The 18,718-nt window shown below is 66.4% G+C and carries 18 protein-coding genes and 1 tRNA gene; 7 read left to right on the top strand and 12 right to left on the bottom strand.

Features of this window, described 5'->3' with window-relative positions:
- Positions 1–78: 78 nt before the first annotated feature.
- The 3 genes from AC1DN9_RS03425 to AC1DN9_RS03435 all read left to right on the top strand — a co-directional run bounded on the left by AC1DN9_RS03425 (position 79) and on the right by AC1DN9_RS03435 (position 3,653).
- A complete protein-coding gene (locus tag AC1DN9_RS03425; protein ID WP_478097278.1) occupies positions 79–1,095 on the top strand; it encodes a Bug family tripartite tricarboxylate transporter substrate binding protein in 1,017 nt (338 codons plus the stop codon).
- Between the two features lie 2 nt (positions 1,096–1,097).
- Positions 1,098–2,108 (top strand): Bug family tripartite tricarboxylate transporter substrate binding protein, encoded by a 1,011-nt coding sequence (locus AC1DN9_RS03430; RefSeq protein ID WP_478097280.1) that lies wholly within the window; start codon positions 1,098–1,100, stop codon positions 2,106–2,108.
- A gap of 66 nt (positions 2,109–2,174) precedes the next feature.
- Positions 2,175–3,653 carry a trypsin-like peptidase domain-containing protein gene (locus tag AC1DN9_RS03435; protein ID WP_478097282.1) on the top strand — a complete coding sequence of 493 codons (1,479 nt, stop codon included), beginning with the start codon at positions 2,175–2,177 and terminating at the stop codon, positions 3,651–3,653.
- 40 nt (positions 3,654–3,693) lie between these two features.
- On the opposite strand, the gene AC1DN9_RS03440 is transcribed toward AC1DN9_RS03435, so the two are convergent.
- From AC1DN9_RS03440 to selD, 3 genes are all read right to left on the bottom strand, one after another.
- Positions 3,694–3,769 (bottom strand) — tRNA-Gly (locus AC1DN9_RS03440).
- A gap of 53 nt (positions 3,770–3,822) precedes the next feature.
- Complete coding sequence (locus AC1DN9_RS03445) at positions 3,823–4,323, bottom strand: ABC transporter ATP-binding protein (RefSeq protein ID WP_478097283.1); 501 nt, start codon at positions 4,321–4,323, stop codon at positions 3,823–3,825.
- Between the two features lie 20 nt (positions 4,324–4,343).
- Positions 4,344–5,399, bottom strand: a complete 1,056-nt coding sequence (selD, locus tag AC1DN9_RS03450; RefSeq protein WP_478097285.1) for a selenide, water dikinase SelD — start codon at positions 5,397–5,399, stop codon at positions 4,344–4,346.
- Between the two features lie 74 nt (positions 5,400–5,473).
- Here selD and mnmH point away from each other — a divergent pair, with 74 nt between their 5' ends.
- Complete coding sequence (gene mnmH / locus AC1DN9_RS03455) at positions 5,474–6,541, top strand: tRNA 2-selenouridine(34) synthase MnmH (RefSeq protein WP_478097550.1); 1,068 nt, start codon at positions 5,474–5,476, stop codon at positions 6,539–6,541.
- On the opposite strand, the gene phnE is transcribed toward mnmH, so the two are convergent.
- From phnE to AC1DN9_RS03495, 8 genes are all read right to left on the bottom strand, one after another.
- Positions 6,532–7,314, bottom strand: coding sequence for a phosphonate ABC transporter, permease protein PhnE (phnE, locus tag AC1DN9_RS03460; RefSeq protein WP_478097287.1), 783 nt, complete (start codon positions 7,312–7,314; stop codon positions 6,532–6,534). The two genes, mnmH and phnE, sit on opposite strands and share 10 nt — an antisense overlap.
- Positions 7,311–8,144, bottom strand: coding sequence for a PhnE/PtxC family ABC transporter permease (locus tag AC1DN9_RS03465; RefSeq protein ID WP_478097289.1), 834 nt, complete (start codon positions 8,142–8,144; stop codon positions 7,311–7,313). The genes phnE and AC1DN9_RS03465 overlap by 4 nt, the downstream gene beginning before the upstream one ends.
- Positions 8,145–8,146: 2 nt before the next feature.
- On the bottom strand, positions 8,147–8,965 hold the full coding sequence (locus AC1DN9_RS03470; RefSeq protein WP_478097552.1) for a phosphonate ABC transporter ATP-binding protein: 819 nt from the start codon (positions 8,963–8,965) through the stop codon (positions 8,147–8,149).
- Positions 8,966–8,978: 13 nt separating this feature from the next.
- The gene (locus AC1DN9_RS03475; RefSeq protein ID WP_478097291.1) at positions 8,979–9,842 is read right to left on the bottom strand and encodes a putative selenate ABC transporter substrate-binding protein; all 864 of its coding nucleotides are present in this window, start codon (positions 9,840–9,842) and stop codon (positions 8,979–8,981) included.
- A 95-nt stretch (positions 9,843–9,937) separates the two neighbouring features.
- Positions 9,938–11,266: an ABC transporter ATP-binding protein gene (locus tag AC1DN9_RS03480; protein ID WP_478097293.1), complete on the bottom strand. Its 1,329-nt coding sequence runs from the start codon at positions 11,264–11,266 to the stop codon at positions 9,938–9,940.
- Positions 11,267–11,303: 37 nt separating this feature from the next.
- Positions 11,304–13,031, bottom strand: a complete 1,728-nt coding sequence (locus tag AC1DN9_RS03485; RefSeq protein ID WP_478097295.1) for an ABC transporter permease — start codon at positions 13,029–13,031, stop codon at positions 11,304–11,306.
- 127 nt (positions 13,032–13,158) lie between these two features.
- Entirely contained in the window at positions 13,159–13,752 is a 594-nt protein-coding gene (locus tag AC1DN9_RS03490) for a carboxymuconolactone decarboxylase family protein (protein ID WP_478097297.1), read from the bottom strand.
- A gap of 28 nt (positions 13,753–13,780) precedes the next feature.
- Entirely contained in the window at positions 13,781–14,974 is a 1,194-nt protein-coding gene (locus tag AC1DN9_RS03495; protein WP_478097299.1) for a YbfB/YjiJ family MFS transporter, read from the bottom strand.
- 66 nt (positions 14,975–15,040) lie between these two features.
- Here AC1DN9_RS03495 and AC1DN9_RS03500 point away from each other — a divergent pair, with 66 nt between their 5' ends.
- The 3 genes from AC1DN9_RS03500 to AC1DN9_RS03510 all read left to right on the top strand — a co-directional run bounded on the left by AC1DN9_RS03500 (position 15,041) and on the right by AC1DN9_RS03510 (position 16,887).
- Positions 15,041–15,904, top strand: a complete 864-nt coding sequence (locus tag AC1DN9_RS03500) for a LysR family transcriptional regulator (RefSeq protein ID WP_478097301.1) — start codon at positions 15,041–15,043, stop codon at positions 15,902–15,904.
- Between the two features lie 377 nt (positions 15,905–16,281).
- Positions 16,282–16,467: a type II toxin-antitoxin system HicA family toxin gene (locus tag AC1DN9_RS03505; protein ID WP_478097303.1), complete on the top strand. Its 186-nt coding sequence runs from the start codon at positions 16,282–16,284 to the stop codon at positions 16,465–16,467.
- A gap of 3 nt (positions 16,468–16,470) precedes the next feature.
- On the top strand, positions 16,471–16,887 hold the full coding sequence (locus AC1DN9_RS03510; RefSeq protein ID WP_478097305.1) for a type II toxin-antitoxin system HicB family antitoxin: 417 nt from the start codon (positions 16,471–16,473) through the stop codon (positions 16,885–16,887).
- A 62-nt stretch (positions 16,888–16,949) separates the two neighbouring features.
- Here the strand turns inward: AC1DN9_RS03510 and AC1DN9_RS03515 are convergent, their stop codons facing one another.
- Entirely contained in the window at positions 16,950–18,644 is a 1,695-nt protein-coding gene (locus tag AC1DN9_RS03515) for a long-chain fatty acid--CoA ligase (RefSeq protein ID WP_478097307.1), read from the bottom strand.
- Between the last annotated feature and the right edge of the window lie 74 nt (positions 18,645–18,718).

The following is an 18,718-nucleotide window of genomic DNA, read 5'->3' on the forward strand; positions in this document are numbered from 1 at the left end:
TCAATCACATATCGCATTTACTGGGGTATTCCCTAAACAATCTAGCTTTTTATGAATCATGTGTTCAATATAAAGCGAATGGAGACGTTGCACGAATTCGCCACACGGTGGCCGGGAGCTTTCCGCCGGGCGTTCGCCCTGCTGGCCGGCTGCGCGCTGCTGGCGCTCGCCCCCGTGGCCGGGGCGCAGGACTTCCCGATCAAGGGCAAGCCGATCCGCATCGTGGTCGGCTTCACCGCCGGCGGCGGCACCGACGGGCAGGCGCGCATCGTGGCGCAGAAGCTCGGCGACGTTCTCGGCACGAGCGTGATCGTGGACAACCGCCCCGGCGCAAGCACCATGCTTGCCGCCAGCGAAGTCGCGCGCGCCCCGGCGGATGGCTACACACTGCTCTACGCCCCGTCGTCCACCATGGCCCAGAACCCGCACACGCTGGCGCAGGTGCCGTACGACCCGTTCAAGGACTTCACCGCGATCTCGATGGGCGGTCGCGGCCCGCTGGTGCTGACCGTGAACAGCGCAGTGCCCGCCAGGACGGTTGGCGAACTCGTGAGCTACGTGAAGGCGCACCCCGGCACCATCAGCTACGCGTCGTTCGGCACGGGCACCTCTTCGCACATCTACGGCGAAGCTTTCGTCAAGAAGACCGGCATCGATGCCGTGCACATCCCCTACAAGGGTGGCTCGGACGCCGCCAAGGACCTGATCGGCGGTCGCGTCCAGTACATGTTCGATTCGGCCTCGTCCGCCGTCATCACGGCCGCTTCCGGCAAGGTCAGGATCCTGGCCGTGGCCTCGGCATCACGCATTCCCGCGCTGCCGGACGTACCCACCTTTGCCGAACAAGGCGTGGATGGCCTCGACCTGCCGAGTTGGCTCGGCTTCTACGGCCCGGCGAACATGCCGAAGCCCGTGCTGGCCCGCCTCAACAGCGCGCTGGCCCAGGTGCTCTCAATGCCGCAGGTGCAGGCGTTCTATCGCAATGGCGGTTACGAAGCCGGCGGCACCTCGCCGGATGAATTTGCGCGCATCACCCGGTCGACCTATGACCGCTGGGGCGCGATGGTGAAACAAGTGGGATTGACCAAGGAATGAAATTGCATCCACCTCCTCTTCGCATCGACCGCCGCCGCGCGCTCGGCGCACTCGCACTCTGTCTTGCGCCAGCGCTCGCAACGAGCGTCTCGGCGGCGGCACCGGCGCCTTTCCCGGAAAAAGGCCGCACGATCCGCATCGTCCTGGGCCTCGCCGCGGGCGGCGCGTCCGACACGCAGGCGCGTTTCGTGGCCAACAAGCTCGCCGAAGTGCTCCAGACATCGGTGATCGTCGAGAACCGGCCCGGCGCGAGCTTCATCCTCGCGACCGAAGAGGTGATCCGGGCAGCGCCTGACGGCTACACGATCATGTATGCGCCCTCCTCCGTCGTCGCGCAGAACCCGCAGACGCTGGCGCAGGTGCGGTACGACCCGTTCAAGGACCTCACGCCGATTTCGCTCGGCGCGCGCGGCCCGCTGGTGCTCACCGTGCACACCAGCGTGCCCGCGAAGACGGTGCAGGAGCTGATCGCCTACATCAAGGCCAACCCGGGCAAGATGAGCTACGCCTCCTTCGGCACCGGCACCTCGTCGCACATCTACGGCGAAGCCTTCGCGCGCCAGGCCGGGCTCGACGTGGTCCACGTGCCGTACAAGGGCGGCGCGGATGCGGCCAAGGATTTCCTCGCGGGCCGTGTGCAGTACTACTTCGATGCCGCACCCAACGCAATCACGAACACCGCGACCGGGAAGGTCCGCATGCTGGCGGTCGCCGCGCCGAAGCGCAGTCCCATGCTGCCCGACGTGCCGACGATGACCGAGCAAGGCGTGACCGGCGTCGACATGCCGAGCTGGTTGGGCTTCTACGGCCCGGCGCACATGCCCGCACCGGTCGTCGCCAAGCTCAACGCGGCACTCGCGCAGGTGCTCGCGATGCCGGCGACGCGAGACTTCTTCCGGCAGGGTGCGTACGAGGCCGAATCGTCGACGCCGCAGCAACTCGACGAGCTCACGCATTCGACTTACGAACAGTGGGGAAGCATCATTCACCAGCTCGGACTGACCCGGCAGTGAGCGCGGCGCGTCGGCGGCACATGGCACAGGAACCAGCCTGAGGTTTCTTCGATCTGAAGAATCGCCATGTGCGATTTTTCGATCATGCGGATGTGGAACAGCGGCTGCGTTGCGCAAGCAGTGGCGCGCCTGTCTCGGCGCGTGGTCATCGTGGGTCTTGCATGCCTTCTCGGCGCGTGCGCCGTCAGCCCCGGAACACCGACCGGGGCGGCCTCCTTCTCTTCGCTCGTCGCGAGCCGCAGCGCCAGCGTGGTCGATATCAGCACCCTGCGGATCGGGCGCGACGAAACGATCGACGGCCTTGACGAGATCGCGCCCGAAGCCGACTTCGCCGACAGGCTGGCGTGGCCGTTGCGGGCCAGCGTGCGGGTCAGCCAGATCCGCGACCTGGCCTCCGGCCTGGTTCTCACGAGCGACGGCCTGATCCTGACCAGCGCCCACGTGGTCGCTGCCATCGACGAAGCCCAAGTCCGCCTGGACGACGGTCGTCGGTTCCCCGCGAAGGTGCTGGGCGTCGACAGGCGCACCGACATCGCATTGCTGAAGATCGACGCGACCGGCCTTCCGACCGCCGTCATCGGCGATTCGTCGAAACTCGCGCCGGGCGACTGGGTCGCTGCCATCGGAGCGCCCTTCGGCTTTCACGGCACCGTCACTGCCGGTGTGGTGAGCGCCGTCGACCGCTTCATCGGAGGTGCCGGTGAGATTCCCTTCATCCAGACCGACGTGGCCATCAATCCCGGCAGTTCGGGCAGCCCGCTGTTCAACCATCGCGGCGAGGTCGTCGCCATCAATTCGATGATCTACAGCGGCAGCGGCGGCTATATGGGCCTGTCCTTTGCGGTGCCTATCAACCTCGCGATGAAAGTCGCTGCGCAATTGAAGGCCTCAGGGCGGGTCCGGCGGGCTCGCATCGGCGCCGACTTCCAGGAGATGACGCCAGCGCTGGCCCAAGCCTTCGGATCGAAGGAAACGGCGGGCGGCGCGCTGGTGGTTCGCGTGGATGCCGGCGGTCCGGCGCAGGCGGCCGGGTTGGCTCGCGGCGATGTCGTCACCATGCTCGACGGTGCGCCGATCGCGCACTTCACGGAGCTTTTGCGCCAGATTGCCGAGCGCGCGCCCGGCAGCCGCGCTCGACTGGACGTGTGGCGCCACGGCACGAAACACACGATGTTGGTGACGCTCTCGGAAGAACCGGTGCAGAGAAGCTATTTGCGGACCGACCTCGCTCTCGAGTGGAACGACGGCCTGGGTCTGAGCCTTGGCGAGTTGACGCCGGCACAACGCCAGCAGTTGGGAATCGAGGGCGGTCTGATGGTCCGCGAAGCCACCGGCGCAGCCCGCAGCGAAGGCATTCGGGCGGGGGATCTGATCGTTGCGGTGAACGACGCACGGGTCGATCGTGTCGAGGACTACCGACACCGGCTCTCGAATCTCCCGCCCGGGCAGTCCGTCGCCCTGCTGGTGATGCGTGATCGCCGGCTGGCCTATGTGCCGGTCCGGCTGCCGGATGCGCGGATCGGGCCGTCGAACGCGTCGGACTGAAGACCAAAAAAAAGAGGCCAAGGCCTCTTTTTCTGAAAACTGGAGCGGGAAAAGAGTCTCGAACTCTCGACCTCAACCTTGGCAAGGTTGCGCTCTACCAACTGAGCTATTCCCGCGTTTTTCCGCATTTTGCAGAGCCTCACATTATAGGGGGAAATTTTGTCGAGATTCAGAACCTGCGGTTGTATGTGAACATCAGTCCGGCTGCCCCCAGCAATTCGACCTGAACAGCATCTCTGGGGGTGAACCGATAGCCGATTGCCGGAATGACCCCGAGCCCGACGCCATCGTGATTGAACGGAATCTTGTTCTCGTACGGGTACTTGTAGCCATAGATGATGCCGCCGGTGAGTTTTGCGTAGACCTTGGGATAGCCGAGCAGGTCGTCCCATCGATAGCCGTAATAGGCGTAGGCCGAGGGTTGGCCGAACGAATTGCTGAAGGCGGAGAAGCCCCAGATGTAGCCGTCCGCCTGGGCTCGCTCGATGCCCAGGAGATAGACGTGCTTGTGCTCGGTACTGTTGCTCCAGTGGATCGCAAACGGTCCGATGAGGACTTCCCAGTACGGTCTTCCGGAAAATTCATCTGCCTCGGACTCTTGCGCACAGGCCGCGGATGACGACAAGGCAATCAGAAGGCTTGCCACCACGGCACTGGCGCGACGATTCATAGGCTCCTCGGTTTTCTTTCTTAGGCAGTGAATTCAAGACGCGAAGCCGATCCGGCATCGCTCTGGCGGAGTGCACCCATCGGTGCGGCATGCTCGAAACCCGCGGCACGGAAGACCGCCACCACGGCATCGACGGCATCGGCGCTGCAACTCACCAGCAGTCCACCGCTGGTCTGCGGATCGGCCACCAGCGAATGCTGCCACGTGGCGGCAGACGCCGGCCATTCGACCTGTGAACCATAGCCGATCCAGTTCCGGCCCGAAGCGCCAGTGATGATGCCCTCCTTGGCGAACTTCGCCGCGGCCTCGATGATCGGCAGCGCGCTCAGTTGCACGCGCGCAGAGAGATTCGCGCCGCGGCAGATTTCCAGCAGGTGGCCGGCGAGGCCGAAGCCGGTGACATCGGTCATCGCATGCACGCTGTCCATGGCCGCGAGTTCGATCCCCACGCGGTTGAGTTGTGTCGTGTAGCGCAGCATCTGCGCGTAACCGTCATCGTCGAGCAGCCCTTTCTTGAGCGCCGCCGAGAGGATGCCCACGCCGAGCGGCTTGCCCAGAACCAGCACGTCACCAGCCTTTGCGTCCGAGTTGCGGCGCACGCGATCGGGATGGACCAGCCCCAGCCCGACCAGGCCGTAGATCGGCTCCAGCACATCGATGCTGTGGCCGCCCGCGATGGGGATACCGGCCTCCCGGCAGACGCTGGCGCCGCCTTCGAGCACGCGCCCGATCACTTCGGGCGGCAGCTTGTCGATGGGCATGCCGACCAGCGCCAGGGCCATGATCGGCGTGCCGCCCATCGCGTACACATCCGACAGCGCGTTGGTCGCGGCGATGCGGCCGAAGTCGTACGGGTCGTCGACGATCGGTGTGAAGAAATCGGTGGTGGCCACCAGCGCCTGCGTGGCATTGAGGCGATAGACGGCCGCATCGTCGCTGGTCTCGATGCCCACGAGCAGTTCGGGCGGCACGATGCCTTGCGGGGCGCGTGCCAGAATCTCGGCCAGGAGGCCCGGGGCGATCTTGCAGCCGCAACCGCCGCCGTGGGAAAACCTTGTGAGAGCGATCGATTCCATGATGAAGTGTTCGAGACAGCCGACGTGGGTCGGCATTTTGCCAGCCATGCGCGCCGGGCATCGGCGCTGAACACATCATGCAACGTTCTCCTGTGCGCGTGACCGATCGTCACGCGTTCGACACCCTGATCGACGCACGCTCGCCCGCCGAGTTTGCGCTGGACCACATCCCCGGCGCCATCAACTGCCCGGTGCTGGACGACGAGGAGCGCCGCATCGTCGGCACGCTCTACAAGCAGCAGGGCGCATTCGAGGCGCGGCGCGTCGGCGGTGCGATGGTCGCGGCCAATCTCGCGAAGCATCTGCGCGAGGTCTTTGCCGACCGCCCGGCCAACTGGAAGCCGCTCGTGTACTGCTGGCGCGGCGGCCTGCGCAGCGGCTCGATGGTGACCTGGCTGCGGCTCGTGGGCTGGGATGCCCAGCAATTGGCCGGCGGCTACAAGAGCTTTCGCCATCACGTGCTGCAACAGCTCGAATCGCTGTGCCCGCGGCTGCCACTGCGCATTCTCTGTGGCGCCACGGGCAGCGCGAAGACCCGCGTGCTGCAGGCGCTGGCGCGGCGCGGAGCGCAGGTGCTCGACCTGGAGGATTTCGCGAGGCACAAGGGATCGCTGCTCGGCGCCCTGCCGGGCGTGCCCCAGCCTTCGCAGAAACATTTCGAGACGCGCATCGCGCAGGTGCTTGAAACGATCGATCTCGATCGCCCCTTGTACGTGGAAGGCGAAAGCGCGCGCATCGGCCGCATCGCGGTGCCTTTGTCGATGGTCGCCCGGATGCGCGAGAGCCCATGCATCGAGGTCGTCGCGACGCCCGAGGCGCGGTTGACCTACCTGCTGCGAGACTACGCCTATCTGGGCGACAACGCCGAAGCGCTCGCCACCCAACTCGGCATGCTCAAGGAAATGCAGGGCAAGGAGACGGTGCAGCGCTGGCAGGCCTGGGCGCGCGCCGGCGAGCTTTCACCGTTGTTCGCGGAGCTGATGGCGCTGCACTACGACCCGCACTATGCGCGATCGCAGGCGCGTCACTTCGCGGCGTGGAGCGACCGACGCCAAATCGAGGCGAGCGATCTTTCGGACGCTGGCATCGAGGCCGTGGCCGATGCCGTGCTGGCGCTGGAAGCCTCTCGCCTTCAGGCGTAGGCCGGAACGAGCCCGCGCCGCAGCCGGCTGCTTGCGCCATCCACGATGAAGACCAGCACGAACATCGCGCCGATCACGGTCGCGGCCTGCGCCTGCTGGAACAGCGACAGATGGAAGTACAGCATCTGCCCGAGCCCGCCGGCACCCACGAAGCCGAGCACTGCCGCCATGCGGATGTTCATCTCCCATCGGTAGAGCGTATAGGCAAGCCACTGCGGCCAGACCAACGGCAGGCTCCCGTAGGCGAAGGCGGCTGCCGCGCCGCTGCCCGCCTCGCGCAGCGCGAGCTCGGGCGCTGCGGGCGCGTTTTCGAGTGCCTCGCCGAACAGCCTTCCGAAGACGCCAGTGGTGTGGAGCGCCAGTGCAAGCACGCCCGCGAAAGGACCCAGGCCGGCCAGCAGGACCATCAGCGCCGCCCAAACCAGTTCGGGCACGCTGCGCAACACATTCAGCATGAACCGCGCGCCCTGCTTGCCCACCACCCCGAATCGCCCCGAGGCCGGCAGCGCCAGCAACGCGCCAGCGACGAATGCCAGCAAGGTGCCCAACGCAGACACCGCCAGCGTTTGCAGCGCGCCCCAGGCGATCTTTGCCAGAAAGGCCGACGAAACATCGGGCGGGAAAAACTCGGCGACGAACCTCGCCATGGATGCCATCGACTCGCTGGCGAACAGAGCCCGGAAGTCGATCGCGAGATAGGCAAAGCTGGCAATGATCGCGACGAGCACGCCCAAGCTCACCGCGATGCATGCAACACACGGCCGTTGCGTCATGCGAGCACCCTGCGCAACATGGCGCTCAAGCCGTCCGCCATCAGCACCAGCAACAGAAAGACGATCAAGATGCTGCTGGCCTCGCCGCCGTTGAGCATCTTCATCGACTGGTCCATGAGCTGGCCCAGGCCGCCAGCACCGACGAAACCCATCACGACCGATGCGCGTACGGCGCATTCCCAGCGGTACACGGTGTACGAAACCAGTTCTTGTGCCGCGCCCGGCAACAGCCCATAGAACAAGGCCGCGATCCGTCCGCTGCCGGCTTCGAGCAATGCGCGTGCCGGGCGCGTATCACCCGATTCGAGGATCTCGCCATACACCTTGCCAAGCATCCCGCCGTACGTGATGGCCAATGCCAGCACGCCCGCCGCCGGCCCCAGCCCGAAGGCGCGCACCAGCACCAGCGCCCAGACCACTTCCGGAATGGCGCGCAGAACGACGAGCAGACCGCTTGCGGCCGACCGGATCGCCTGCCCCCGCCAGCGCCCCGGCCCGGGCCCGATGCGCGCCACCGAGAGGGATCGCGTCATCGCGAAGGCCAGCGGAACCGCAACGACAAAGGCCAACGCGATGCCGGCAGTCGCCATGGCAAGCGTCTCGAGCGTGGCCTTGGCGAGCAACGCCAGGAAGTCGGGCGCCGCGGAAGGCGGCAAGAAGCCCGCGAGGAAGCCACCCATGACGCGCAGGCTCGCAGGGTCGAACAATGCAAGCGGATTGAATTGCGCGATCAACGCCATCGGCCACAGCACGACCAGCGCGATCAGCACTGCCGTGAGGCGCCCACGCGCCAGCGGGTCGCGCAGGGTCGCGGCGCTCGGGGAATGCATGGTCAGCGACACATGATTGCCGGCGCCCGCGCATCCGGGCCGGGGAGCGGCAGTTCGCGGGCCTGCGTCGGCAGCACACCGCCTTCGGTGGCGTAGAGGTCCTGCAGCATCGCGTGGGTGACATCGGCCGCCGGCACGTCGAACCGCACTTCCCCATCGCGCAGGCCGACGATGCGCCCGAACCACTTCAGCGCCAGATCGACGGCGTGTAAAGACGCCACCACCGCTGCACCCGTGGCCTCGCTCTGCGCGATGAGTTCGCGGATGGCCGCATCGGCCAGCGTGGGATCGAGGGCCGACACGGGCTCGTCCGCCAGGATCAGGTCCGGCGCCTGGTAGAGCACGCGCGCAATACCGACGCGTTGCAACTGGCCGCCCGACAAGCGATCGCATCGATCGAACACACGCTCGCCCAGATCGAGCCGCGCCAGCACGTTCTGCGCACCGGCCGCATCGGCGGGGCGCAGCAGCGAGGCGATGCCCTGCCACCCCGACCACACGCCGAGCCGCCCCGCCAGCACCGCGCTGACGACACGCAAACGAGGCGGGATCGGCGGCGTCTGGTGAATCAAGCCGATGCGCGCCCGCAAGGCCTTCAGCGCCGGGGCGGACGACCCCCACGGCGCCTGGCCGAGCACTTCGACATGGCCTTCGCTCGGTCGTATCGAGGTTCCCGCGACGCGCAACAGACTGGTCTTGCCCGCGCCCGAAGGGCCGATCACGGCGACACATTCGCCGCGCTCGACGGCCAGCGTTGCCCCTTTCAGCGCGCGGTGGCCGTTGGGGTGCACCAGCCCGACGTCGCGCAGCACCAGCGTCAAGGCCAATCCCGCCTTACTTGATGAGACCGGCCGCCTTGCCCGCCGCCTCGATGCCTTCGTAGTTCGAAGCCTGCGTGGGGATGAACTTGCTGGCGCGCTGCAGTGCAAGGATGTCCTTGTGCGCCGGATTCGCCGCGTCGAGCGCAAGGAAGGCGTCGGTCAGCTTCTTCGTGATCACCGGATCGAGGCCGGGACGTACCGTCCAGTTGTAATCGTAGAAGGTCGGTGTCGTCGCCAGCACGCGGACCTTGCCCGCGTTCGGGTTCTTTTCCTCGACCAGCTTGTCCCACACGGAGGCATTGAGCACGCCGGCCTGCGCACGGCCCGCCGCGACGAAAGCGACGGTGGCGTCATGTGCGCCGGAGTAAGCCACGCTCTTGAAGTCCTTCTCGGGGTTGATGCCGGCCTGCATCAGGAAATAGCGCGGCATCAGGCTGCCCGAGGTCGACGAGGGTGCGCCGAAGGCGAAGGTGTCGCCCTTGAGATCGGCCAGCGTCTTCGCCTTGCTGTCGACCGGAACGATGAACTTGCTGGTGAAGACCTGGTCCTCGGCCCGCTGCACGATCGGCACGGCCGTGCCGTTGGTGCGCAGCTTGGCCTGCACGAAGGTGAAGCCGCCGAGCCAGGCGAGATCGATCTTGTTCGTGGCGAGGCCCTCGACCACGGCGGCGTAGTCGGTCACCGGCGTGAACTGCACCGTCATGCCGGTGGCTTTCTGCAGGTAGTCGCCCAAGGGCTTGAACTTGCGTTGCAACTCGGTCGGCGCCTCGTCGGGGATGGCCGAAACGCGCAGGACGGGGGTTTGCGCATGCGCAGCCATGCCGAGGCAGGAGGCCATCAGGGCGGCCAGGGCACCTTGCAGGAAAAGTCGCTTCATGGGAGATCAGTCGAAGATGAAAGAGAGGGCGGGCCGGACCGCAGCATCGCTGGCGCCGGCGCCGCAGGCCCCGCATTATCCGGTCGCCCGCTGGTCTAGCCGCCGTTGCTTGAAGCTTCGGCGGCTTCGTCCTCGCCTGCGGGCAGATGGATCAGGCCGGTGCGCAGGTCGTACTCGAACACCTCGCCGTATCGGCCCCATTCGATCGCCGTGCGCAGGACGCGCTCGGCGGTTGCCTCGTCCAGGCTCTCCTTCAGCAACTCCAGGAAGGGTTCTTGCGGCAGCTCGCCCGAGGGGGCCTGTTCCAGGCTGTGGCGGATGTGGGCTGCGAGCGGAACGTGCGCAAGCAACTGCTGACCCAGCAACTGCTGGCGCAACGTGTGCGTGCCAGCGACGTAGCGACGACCCAGTTCGGTGAGATGCAAGTCGGCGTCCGCAAGCTGCGCAAAGCCGAACAACGAAAGCGCCTGCGTGAGTGGCAGCAGGTCATGGTCGGTGAGCTCGGCCTCCTCGGCGAGTTGCGGCAGGTCGGCGCGGCCCTCCCGGCCGTCTTCGATGAGCATTTCCAGGAGCGCTTCCATGCGGCCGACATCGGCGTCGGGCAGGCGATCGCCCAGATGCATTCGCACGGGTTCCTCGGCGGCGCGGCCGGCCACCGGCGCGCCGGCGGTCATGAGCGCATAGGCCTCGTCGATCAGCGCCCTCACCTCCAGGCTGTCGACATCGCGCGGGCGCGGCAGGCGGATCGGCAATTCGGCGCGGACGCGGCCGGGGTCCGCCGCGAAGATCAGCACGCGATCGGCCATCAGCACGGCTTCCTCGATGTTGTGCGACACGATGAGCATGGCCTTGGTCGGCATCTCGCCACCGCCCCAGAGCTGGAGGATGTCGTCTCGCAGGCGCTCGCCGGTGAGCACGTCGAGCGCGGAGAAGGCCTCGTCCATCAGCAGCACCTCGGGCTCGACCACGAGCGCGCGTGCAATGCCCACCCGTTGCCGCATGCCGCCCGACAACTCGCGCGGCAATGCCCCTTCGAAGCCCGCCAGACCGATCAATTCAATGGCGTCGCTCGCACGCCGCGCGCGCTCCACCGGCTCGACGCCGCGCGCCTCCAGCCCCAGTTCGACGTTCTGCTGCACCGTGAGCCACGGAAAGAGCGCGAAAGACTGGAACACCATCGCGATGCCGCGCGCCGGGCCGTACAAGGGTTGGCCGCGGTAGTTCACGCTGCCGGCATCGACGCCGATCAGGCCCGCCAGGATGCGCAGCAGCGTCGACTTGCCCGAACCCGACTGCCCGAGCAACGCCACGATCTCGCCTTCGGCCAGCCGAAAATCCACGCCCTCCAGCACCGAGCGCGCCGCGCCGTCGGCGAGCTTGAAGGATTTGCCCACACCCCTGAGTTCAACGATGGCTTCAGCCATGGCGGTTCCTCGCGCAATCATTCGCAGTCATTGGAAATTAGAAATGCATCCGGTTCTCTGCAAGCTCATAGAGCCGCCGCCAGACGAAGTGGTTCATGGCCATCACGAACACGCACATCACGCCGATGCCCAGCGCAATGCGCGGAAAGTCGCCGATGGCGGTCATGTGGGCGATGTAGCTGCCCAGACCCACGGCTTGCAGCGTGGTGTCGCCCCAGGTCACGTATTCGGCCACGATGCTGGCGTTCCATGAGCCTCCGCTGGCCGTGATGGCGCCGGTGACGAAGCTCGGGAACACCGCCGGCAGCAGGTAGCGCCGCCACTTGAGCCATCCCTTCAGCCCGAAATTCTCGGCCGCGTAGCGCAGTTCGGTCGGGATGGTCGAGGCGCCCGCGATCACGTTGAAGAGCAGGTACCACTGCGTGCCCAGCACCATGAGGGGCGCGAGCCAGATGTTCGGGTTGAGCTGCCAGCGCACGATGAACAGCACCGCCACGGGGAACATCAGGTTTGCCGGAAACGCCGCCATGAACTGCGCCACGCCCTGCAGCCGCCCGGCCCAGCGTGGATTCATGCCGATCCAAACGCCGATCGGCACCCACACCAGCGCGGCCAGCGCAATCAGCACCAGCACGCGCAGCATCGTGTAGAAGCCCAGCAGGAAGACGTGGCCCACCTCGGACCAGCCGACCTCGGTGTGGATGAAGCGCACCAGCCACACGATGGCCAGCAGCACCGCCGCCGCGATCGTGGCGTCCCACACACGCGCCACGGCCTCGTTCGGCAGTTGCGGGCGCGCCTTGATGGAAGTCCCGTCGTGATCGCGCCGGAACAGCACCAGCGAGCGCTCGAGCATCTTCGCCGCCCCGATCACGATGCGCTTGAGTCGATCGGTGCGGCGCAGCCACGTGAGCAGCCAGGAGCGCGGCGCGTCTTCGGAGCTGCCCTCCTCGAAGCGGAACTTGTCGGCCCATGCGATCAGCGGCCGAAAGAAGAGCTGGTCGTACAGCGTGATGCCGATCAGCATGCCGCCGATGGCCCAGCCGATCGCGCCGATGTCGCGCGCCTCGATGGCCATCGCGATGTAGGAGCCGACACCGGGCAGCTTGATGTTCTGGTTCGACACCGAGATCGCTTCGGACGCGACCACGAAGAACCAGCCGCCGGACATCGACATCATCATGTTCCACAGCAGTCCGGGCATCGCGAAAGGCAGTTCGAGTCGCCAGAATCGATGCCAGGCCGAGAGCTGGAACACCGACGACGCCTCCCGCAGCTCGGCGGGCACCGTGCGAAGCGACTGGTAAAGGCTGAACGCCATGTTCCAGGCCTGCGAGGTGAAGATCGCAAAGATCGCTGCGCACTCCACGCCCAGCAGATTGCCCGGAAACAGCGCGATGAAGCCGGTGACCGTGATCGACAGAAAGCCCAGGATCGGGATCGACTGCAGGATGTCCAGCATCGGCACCAGGATCTTCTCGGCCACCTTGTATCGAGTCGCCAGCACGGCGAAGACGCAGGCGAACACCAGTGACGCCCCGAGCGCGAGGAACATCCGCAGCGTCGTGCGCAGCAGGTAGTACGGCAGCATCCACGGGTCGAGGCTGATCGGCAGCGGCTGGCCCAGTTCATAGGGGCGCGCCATCTGGGCGGCACCAAATGCCAGGGCGAACAGGGTCGCCAGCACCAGGGGCAGGAGGGCCCAGTCCCAGCGGTTGCCGCCGGACGCGACGGCCTGGCGCGGGAAGAAGCGTTTGTCGAGCATGAGTGATCGGAAGGGTCGGTTCACGGACCCTGTCCGCGGCGCGACGCGATTGTGCCTGCCGATTGCGACACCAACCTGACCACGCGCCATGCCCGGCCGCCGCGGCGGCCTGCGGGTTCGCCGCGCCCTAGAGCGGGAACGGGTCCAGCCCGGGCTGCCCATCCGCCGGCTTGACCGGCGTATGGGCCACGTTCATGACCCAGCAGACCATCGTGAAGTAGCCGACCAGCGCACTGAGTTCAACCACCGTGCGCGGGCCGAAGCGCGCCTCGGCGGCCGCGTAGGTGGGCTCGCTCACGCCATGGTTCCGCAGCAGTTCCAGAGCGAAGTCGAGCGCGAGTTGCTCGTCGTCCGCCAGCGGCACAGCGCGGCGCCCGAGTCGCAAAGCCTCGATCGCCTCGGCACTGACACCGGCCTTGACCGCCGCCGCGGCATGCAGCACCCATTCGAACTGATTACCGACGTGGCGCGCGACGGCGCAGGTCACCAGTTCGCGCACGCGCGGGTCGATCGCGCTGTCGAAGCGCAGGTATTCGCCCAGGCTGCCGATGCGCTCCATCAACACCGGGCTCTGCAGCAGCGGGATGAAGGGACCGAACACGGCCTTGCGCGGACCGTCGATCAGGGCCTGCGCGGCGGCGCGTTGCGCATCCCTCATGGACTCGGCGGCGGGCATGGGCAGCCGCTCGACCCAGGGCTCGGTGTGACCTTGCTGAATCATGTGATGGGTTCCTGTCTGGTTCTGTCGATCAAACGGTGCGTGAAGGTTTCCGGACCAACCATGCGGCACTGCCCAGCAGCGCCACGGCGCCGACCGCCAACGCGATGAAAAGTCCGCCGAAGCCTTCCGCCTTGCCGCTCAGCGCGGAGGACAACACCGGCCCGGCCATCTGGCCGATCGCGAAGGCCGCGGTCATTCGCCCCAGCATGCGCGTCGGATCGCCCACGCTGCTCGCCTTTGCTTCCTGCATGCCGGCCATGGTCGCGACCATGAATGTGCCGCCCACCAGCAGCGCAGCCATGAGCACGGTGGCCGCCGACAGATGCAGCACCGGCAGCAGGCAGCCGAGCGCCATCAGCGCATGGCTTCCGGCGAGCACATGCCGCCTTGGCAAGTGGACCAGCGCCGCGCCGGCAAACACGGTCGACAACGCCGCCGCCGTGCCGAACACGGGCCAGGCGGCGCCGAACACGGAAGGGTCATCGACCACCGCGCGCGCGAGCACCGGCAAGAAAGTCGCCGGCAGGATGTAGCCGAAACCCAGGACACCGTAGCTCAACACGAGTCCCCACGGGACCACACCGGGCGACGACGTCGGCGCGGCGGCGGAAGGACCGTTCGCGGCCGCGCCCTGCCCCGCCGCCTCGCGCGGCATCAACACCGCGACAACGACCAAACCCACGAGCGCGAGCGCGCCGAGCTGCATCCAGAGCCCCTCGGGCACCACGCCCGCCACGCCCGCGCGCCAGCAATAGAGGCCTGCGAGCGCGATGCCCACGCCTACGCCTGCATAGAGCACGCCGGCGCCTGCCGGACGATCGAGGCGCGCCAGCCAGCCCAGACACCACACGCTGGTGCTCACCAGCGCCCATGCGCTCGCCACCCCTGCCACGAAGCGCAGCAGCAGCCAGATCGAGACGGAGCCGGTCCAGCCCATCACCGCAGTCGACAGCACGATCACCGCCAGCGACAACAGCCCGACGCGCTGCGGCGTGAGCGGCAGCCGCGCAGTCGTGAGCGCGCCCAGCAGATAGCCCGCGTAGTTGGCCGCCGCCAGCCAGCCACCGGCCGCCACGTCGACACTGCCGGCGCGGATCATCAGGGGCAGCATCGGCGTGAAGGCGAAGCGGCCGATCCCCATCGCGATCGCCAGCGCCAGCATTCCGGCGGCGCACACGGTGACAAAGGACGGTCTCGATACGGCGATGGATGGGTTCGACATGGCTCGTCATTAGACGCAGAATGCGCAACGGCCACAAATGAATTATTCAGAACAATCATTCTTCTTATGAGAACGATCGACCTCGACTCCCTGGAGATCTTTCGCACTGTCGTGGCCGAGGGCGGCGTGATCCGCGCGGCCGACAAGCTCAACCGCGTGCAGTCGAACGTCACGACCCGCATCCAGCAACTTGAAGAGCGACTGGGTCACAAGCTGTTCCATCGCCAGGGGCGCACCCTCGCGCTCGCGCCCGCCGGCCACAAGCTGCTGCCCTATGCCGACCGCCTGCTGCGCCTGGCCGACGAGGCGGAGAGCGAATTGCGCAGCGATCTCCCGCTTGGCACCTTCAGGCTGGGTTCGCTCGAAAGCACGGCGGGCAGCCGGCTGGCGCCTGTGCTGTCGCGCTTCCACAAGCTTTATCCGGGGGTGGTGGTCGAACTCGTCACCGGCACCACTGGCGCTTTGCTCAAACGGGTGAAGGCCTTCGATATCGAAGCCGCCTTCGTGTCGGAGCCTTTCGCCGCGCCCGGGCTCGAGACCCTGCCGGTGTTCGAGGAAGAACTGGTGTTGATCACCGCGCACAGCGTGAGCTCCGTGACCCGGCCCGGCGACTTGGCCAATGCGACGCTGATTGCCTTCGCGCAGGGCTGTTCCTATCGCCGCCTGCTCGAGCAATGGCTCGGCAAGGGCGGCGTATCGCCGTCGCGCTCGCTGGAGTTTTCTTCCTACCAGGCCATGATCGCCTGCGTGGCAGCGGGCACCGGCTTTGCGATCGTGCCGGTGTCCGTGCTCAAGGCGCTGCGCGCCACCGCCGATGTGCGCCAGCACGTGCTGCCGGAGCGCATGCGCGCCAATCGCACGCATCTGGTGTGGCAAGGCACGCCGTCAGTGGCGTTGGCGCGGCTGATCGATATGCTGCGCAAGCCATAGCGCCTGCCCTTCGCGAACCGTTACCACGATTGAAACAGGGCGTTTCATCTGGCACCTGTCTGGTCTCGTGCTGCACGGCGTGCAGTACTCGCAGAAGATGGAGTTGTACCGGTGGCTCTGCGAGGACCCGCACGCCTGCTTCACCTGCCCGGCCGTACCCTCGTTCGCAGGCCTTGCTGACAATCTGGAAGCAGCGGCGGCGCCTAGCCGGTCAATGTTGCCTACATAGACAATGTTCAACATTTTTGTTTATACTTTATGCAGGCAAGTCGGATATTCCGGCGGCCTGCACCTCGCCCAAGGGTGCGTGCGCTGTGCACGAAATCATGGAGAAAGAGCTATGGACCGCAAACGACAACCACAGGATGGGACTCTCCATGAAGTATTCGGAATTCAAGCGCTTCCTCGCCGCCAAGGGGGCGACGTTCACTGAGGGTGCGAAGCACACCAAGGTGTACCTGAACGGCAAGCAGTCGACGCTGCCGCGACACGGTGCCCAGGATCTGGGCGAAGGATTGCGCAAGGCCATCTTGCGTCAACTCGGTGTCAAAGATGAGAGGTGAACAATGTTTAGCTACCCGGCACGCGTGACCCGCGATGGCGATGGGTTCACGGTTTCTTTCCCCGATATCCCCGAGGCCCTGACCGGCGCGAAGGATCGGGATGAGGCGATTGCGCTCGCAGCCGATGCGCTGACGAGTGCGATGGATTTCTACTTCGAAGACCGCCGACCGGTACCGCCGCCGTCGGCTCCGAAGCGCGGACAGATCACGGTCGACCTGCCGGCCAGCGTGTCGGCAAAGGTGCTATTGCTCAACGAGATGATTGCGCAGGGCAAGCGCCCTGCAGACCTGGCGCGGCTTATGCACGCGCGCCCGCAGGAGGTCACGCGCCTGATCGACCTGCACCACCCGACGAAGATCGACACGGTTGCCGCTGCGCTGCGGGCGCTCGGTCGGCGGCTAGACATGAGTCTGGCGTGAGGCCTATGCGTGGCGGACGCTAGCGTCGATGGGGGGGTACCCGCAGCAGCGTGTCCAAAACCTTATTTTTCGGCGCTCTCCGCCTCCTGCAGCAACCGCCACATCACCTTGCCGCTGCCGCTCTTGGGCAAGGCATCGACGAACTGCACCGCGCGCGGGATCTTGTAGACCGCCATGTTCTCGCGGCACCAGTCGATGATCTGCTGCTCGGTCGTGTCCTTGTGCGTCGGGCGCAGCACGACCACGGCCTTCACCGATTCGCCGCGGTAGGCATCCTTGGTGGCGATCACGCAGGCTTCCTGGATCGCTGGATGGCGGAACATCAGCAGCTCGACTTCGGCCGGCCAGACCTTGAAGCCGCTCGCATTGATCATGCGCTTCAGCCGGTCGGTCATGAAGAAGTAGCCGTCCTCGTCCATCCGCCCCATGTCGCCCGAGCGGAAGAAGCGCTTGCCCTCGAACTCGACGAAGGCAGCTTCCGTGGCGTCGGGCCGCTTCCAGTAGCCCTCGAAGACTTCGGGGCCATGGATGATGATCTCGCCCGATTCGCCGATGGGCATTTCCCGCAGCGTGTCAGGGTCGACCACGCGCGCGTCGGTGCTCATGTAGGGAATGCCGAGGCACTGCTGCTTCGGGTTCTCGAACGGATTGGCATGCGAAGGCGCGGCGGTCTCGGTGAGGCCGTAGCCTTCCTGGTACTTGAGGCCGAACTGCTCCAGCAGCCTTTGGGCGATGGCCTGCGGCATCGCGGCGCCGCCGCCGCCGATGTAGACGAGGCTGCTCAGGTCGTAGTTCGCGAAGTTCGGGCTGGCCAACAGGTCGATGACCATGGTCGGGATGTTGGTCCAGCTCGTGACCTTGCGGCGCGAGATCAGGCGGCCGGCCACGTCGCGATCCCAGCGCGGCATGATGACCAAGGTGCCGCCGAAGATGATGGTGGTGTGCATCATGCTCACCACGCCGGTGATGTGGAACATCGGCACAACGGCCAGCACCACCGTCTCCATCGAGCCGAGGCCCCAGAGCTGGCCCGCGATGGCGTTGTGCATCAGGCTCGAATGGTTGTGGATGCAGCCCTTGGGCAGGCCCGTGGTGCCGCTGGTGTAGGGCAGCAAGGCCATGTCGTTGGCGCCGACCACGTGTTCCGGCGCGGAGTGGCCGGCGTTCATTGCGTCGGTCCACGCCGTCACGGCGCCGTCTTCCAGCGCGGGCAGCGGATGGCGGGTCAGCAGCCAGTCGCGCCAGGCCGGCGCCGGGGCTTCCTCGCCGGTCACCTCGGCATCGAAGGTGTCGGTGAACTGGGTGACGATCATGTGGGCCAGTCGGTCCTTGGCGTCCAGTGCATTGCTGGCCTTGGCGAGTTCGGGCGCGATGTCGCCGGTGGTGATCGCGACCTTGGCGTCCGGGTCGGTGATGTAGTGCTTCAGTTCCTCGGCGCGGTTCATCGGGTTGACCGGCACCACGACGGCATTGGCCCGCAGGATCGCGAAATGGGCGATCACGAGTTGAGGGCAGTTCTGCATGTCGAGAATCACGCGGTCGCCGCGCTTCACGCCCAGCGCATGCAGCGTGCCGGCCAGGCGTTCGACCTGGGCGGCGAATTCGCGGTAGGTGATCTCGCTGCCGAAGAAGACCAGCGCAGCCTTGTCGGGATAGCGCTCGGCGCTGGTCTTGAGGTTGTGCCACAGGGAGGTGGCGGGGACGGTGATCGAGCGAGGCAGGCGTTGCGGCCAGAACTTGTAATGCGGGCGGTCCATACAGTCTCCAAACAGCCCGCGAGCCTACGCCGCGCGAAGGCGCGGCTGCATCGGGGAAGCCCCCAGGGCGTCAC

Source organism: Variovorax sp. 05L425 (assembly GCF_056397705.1).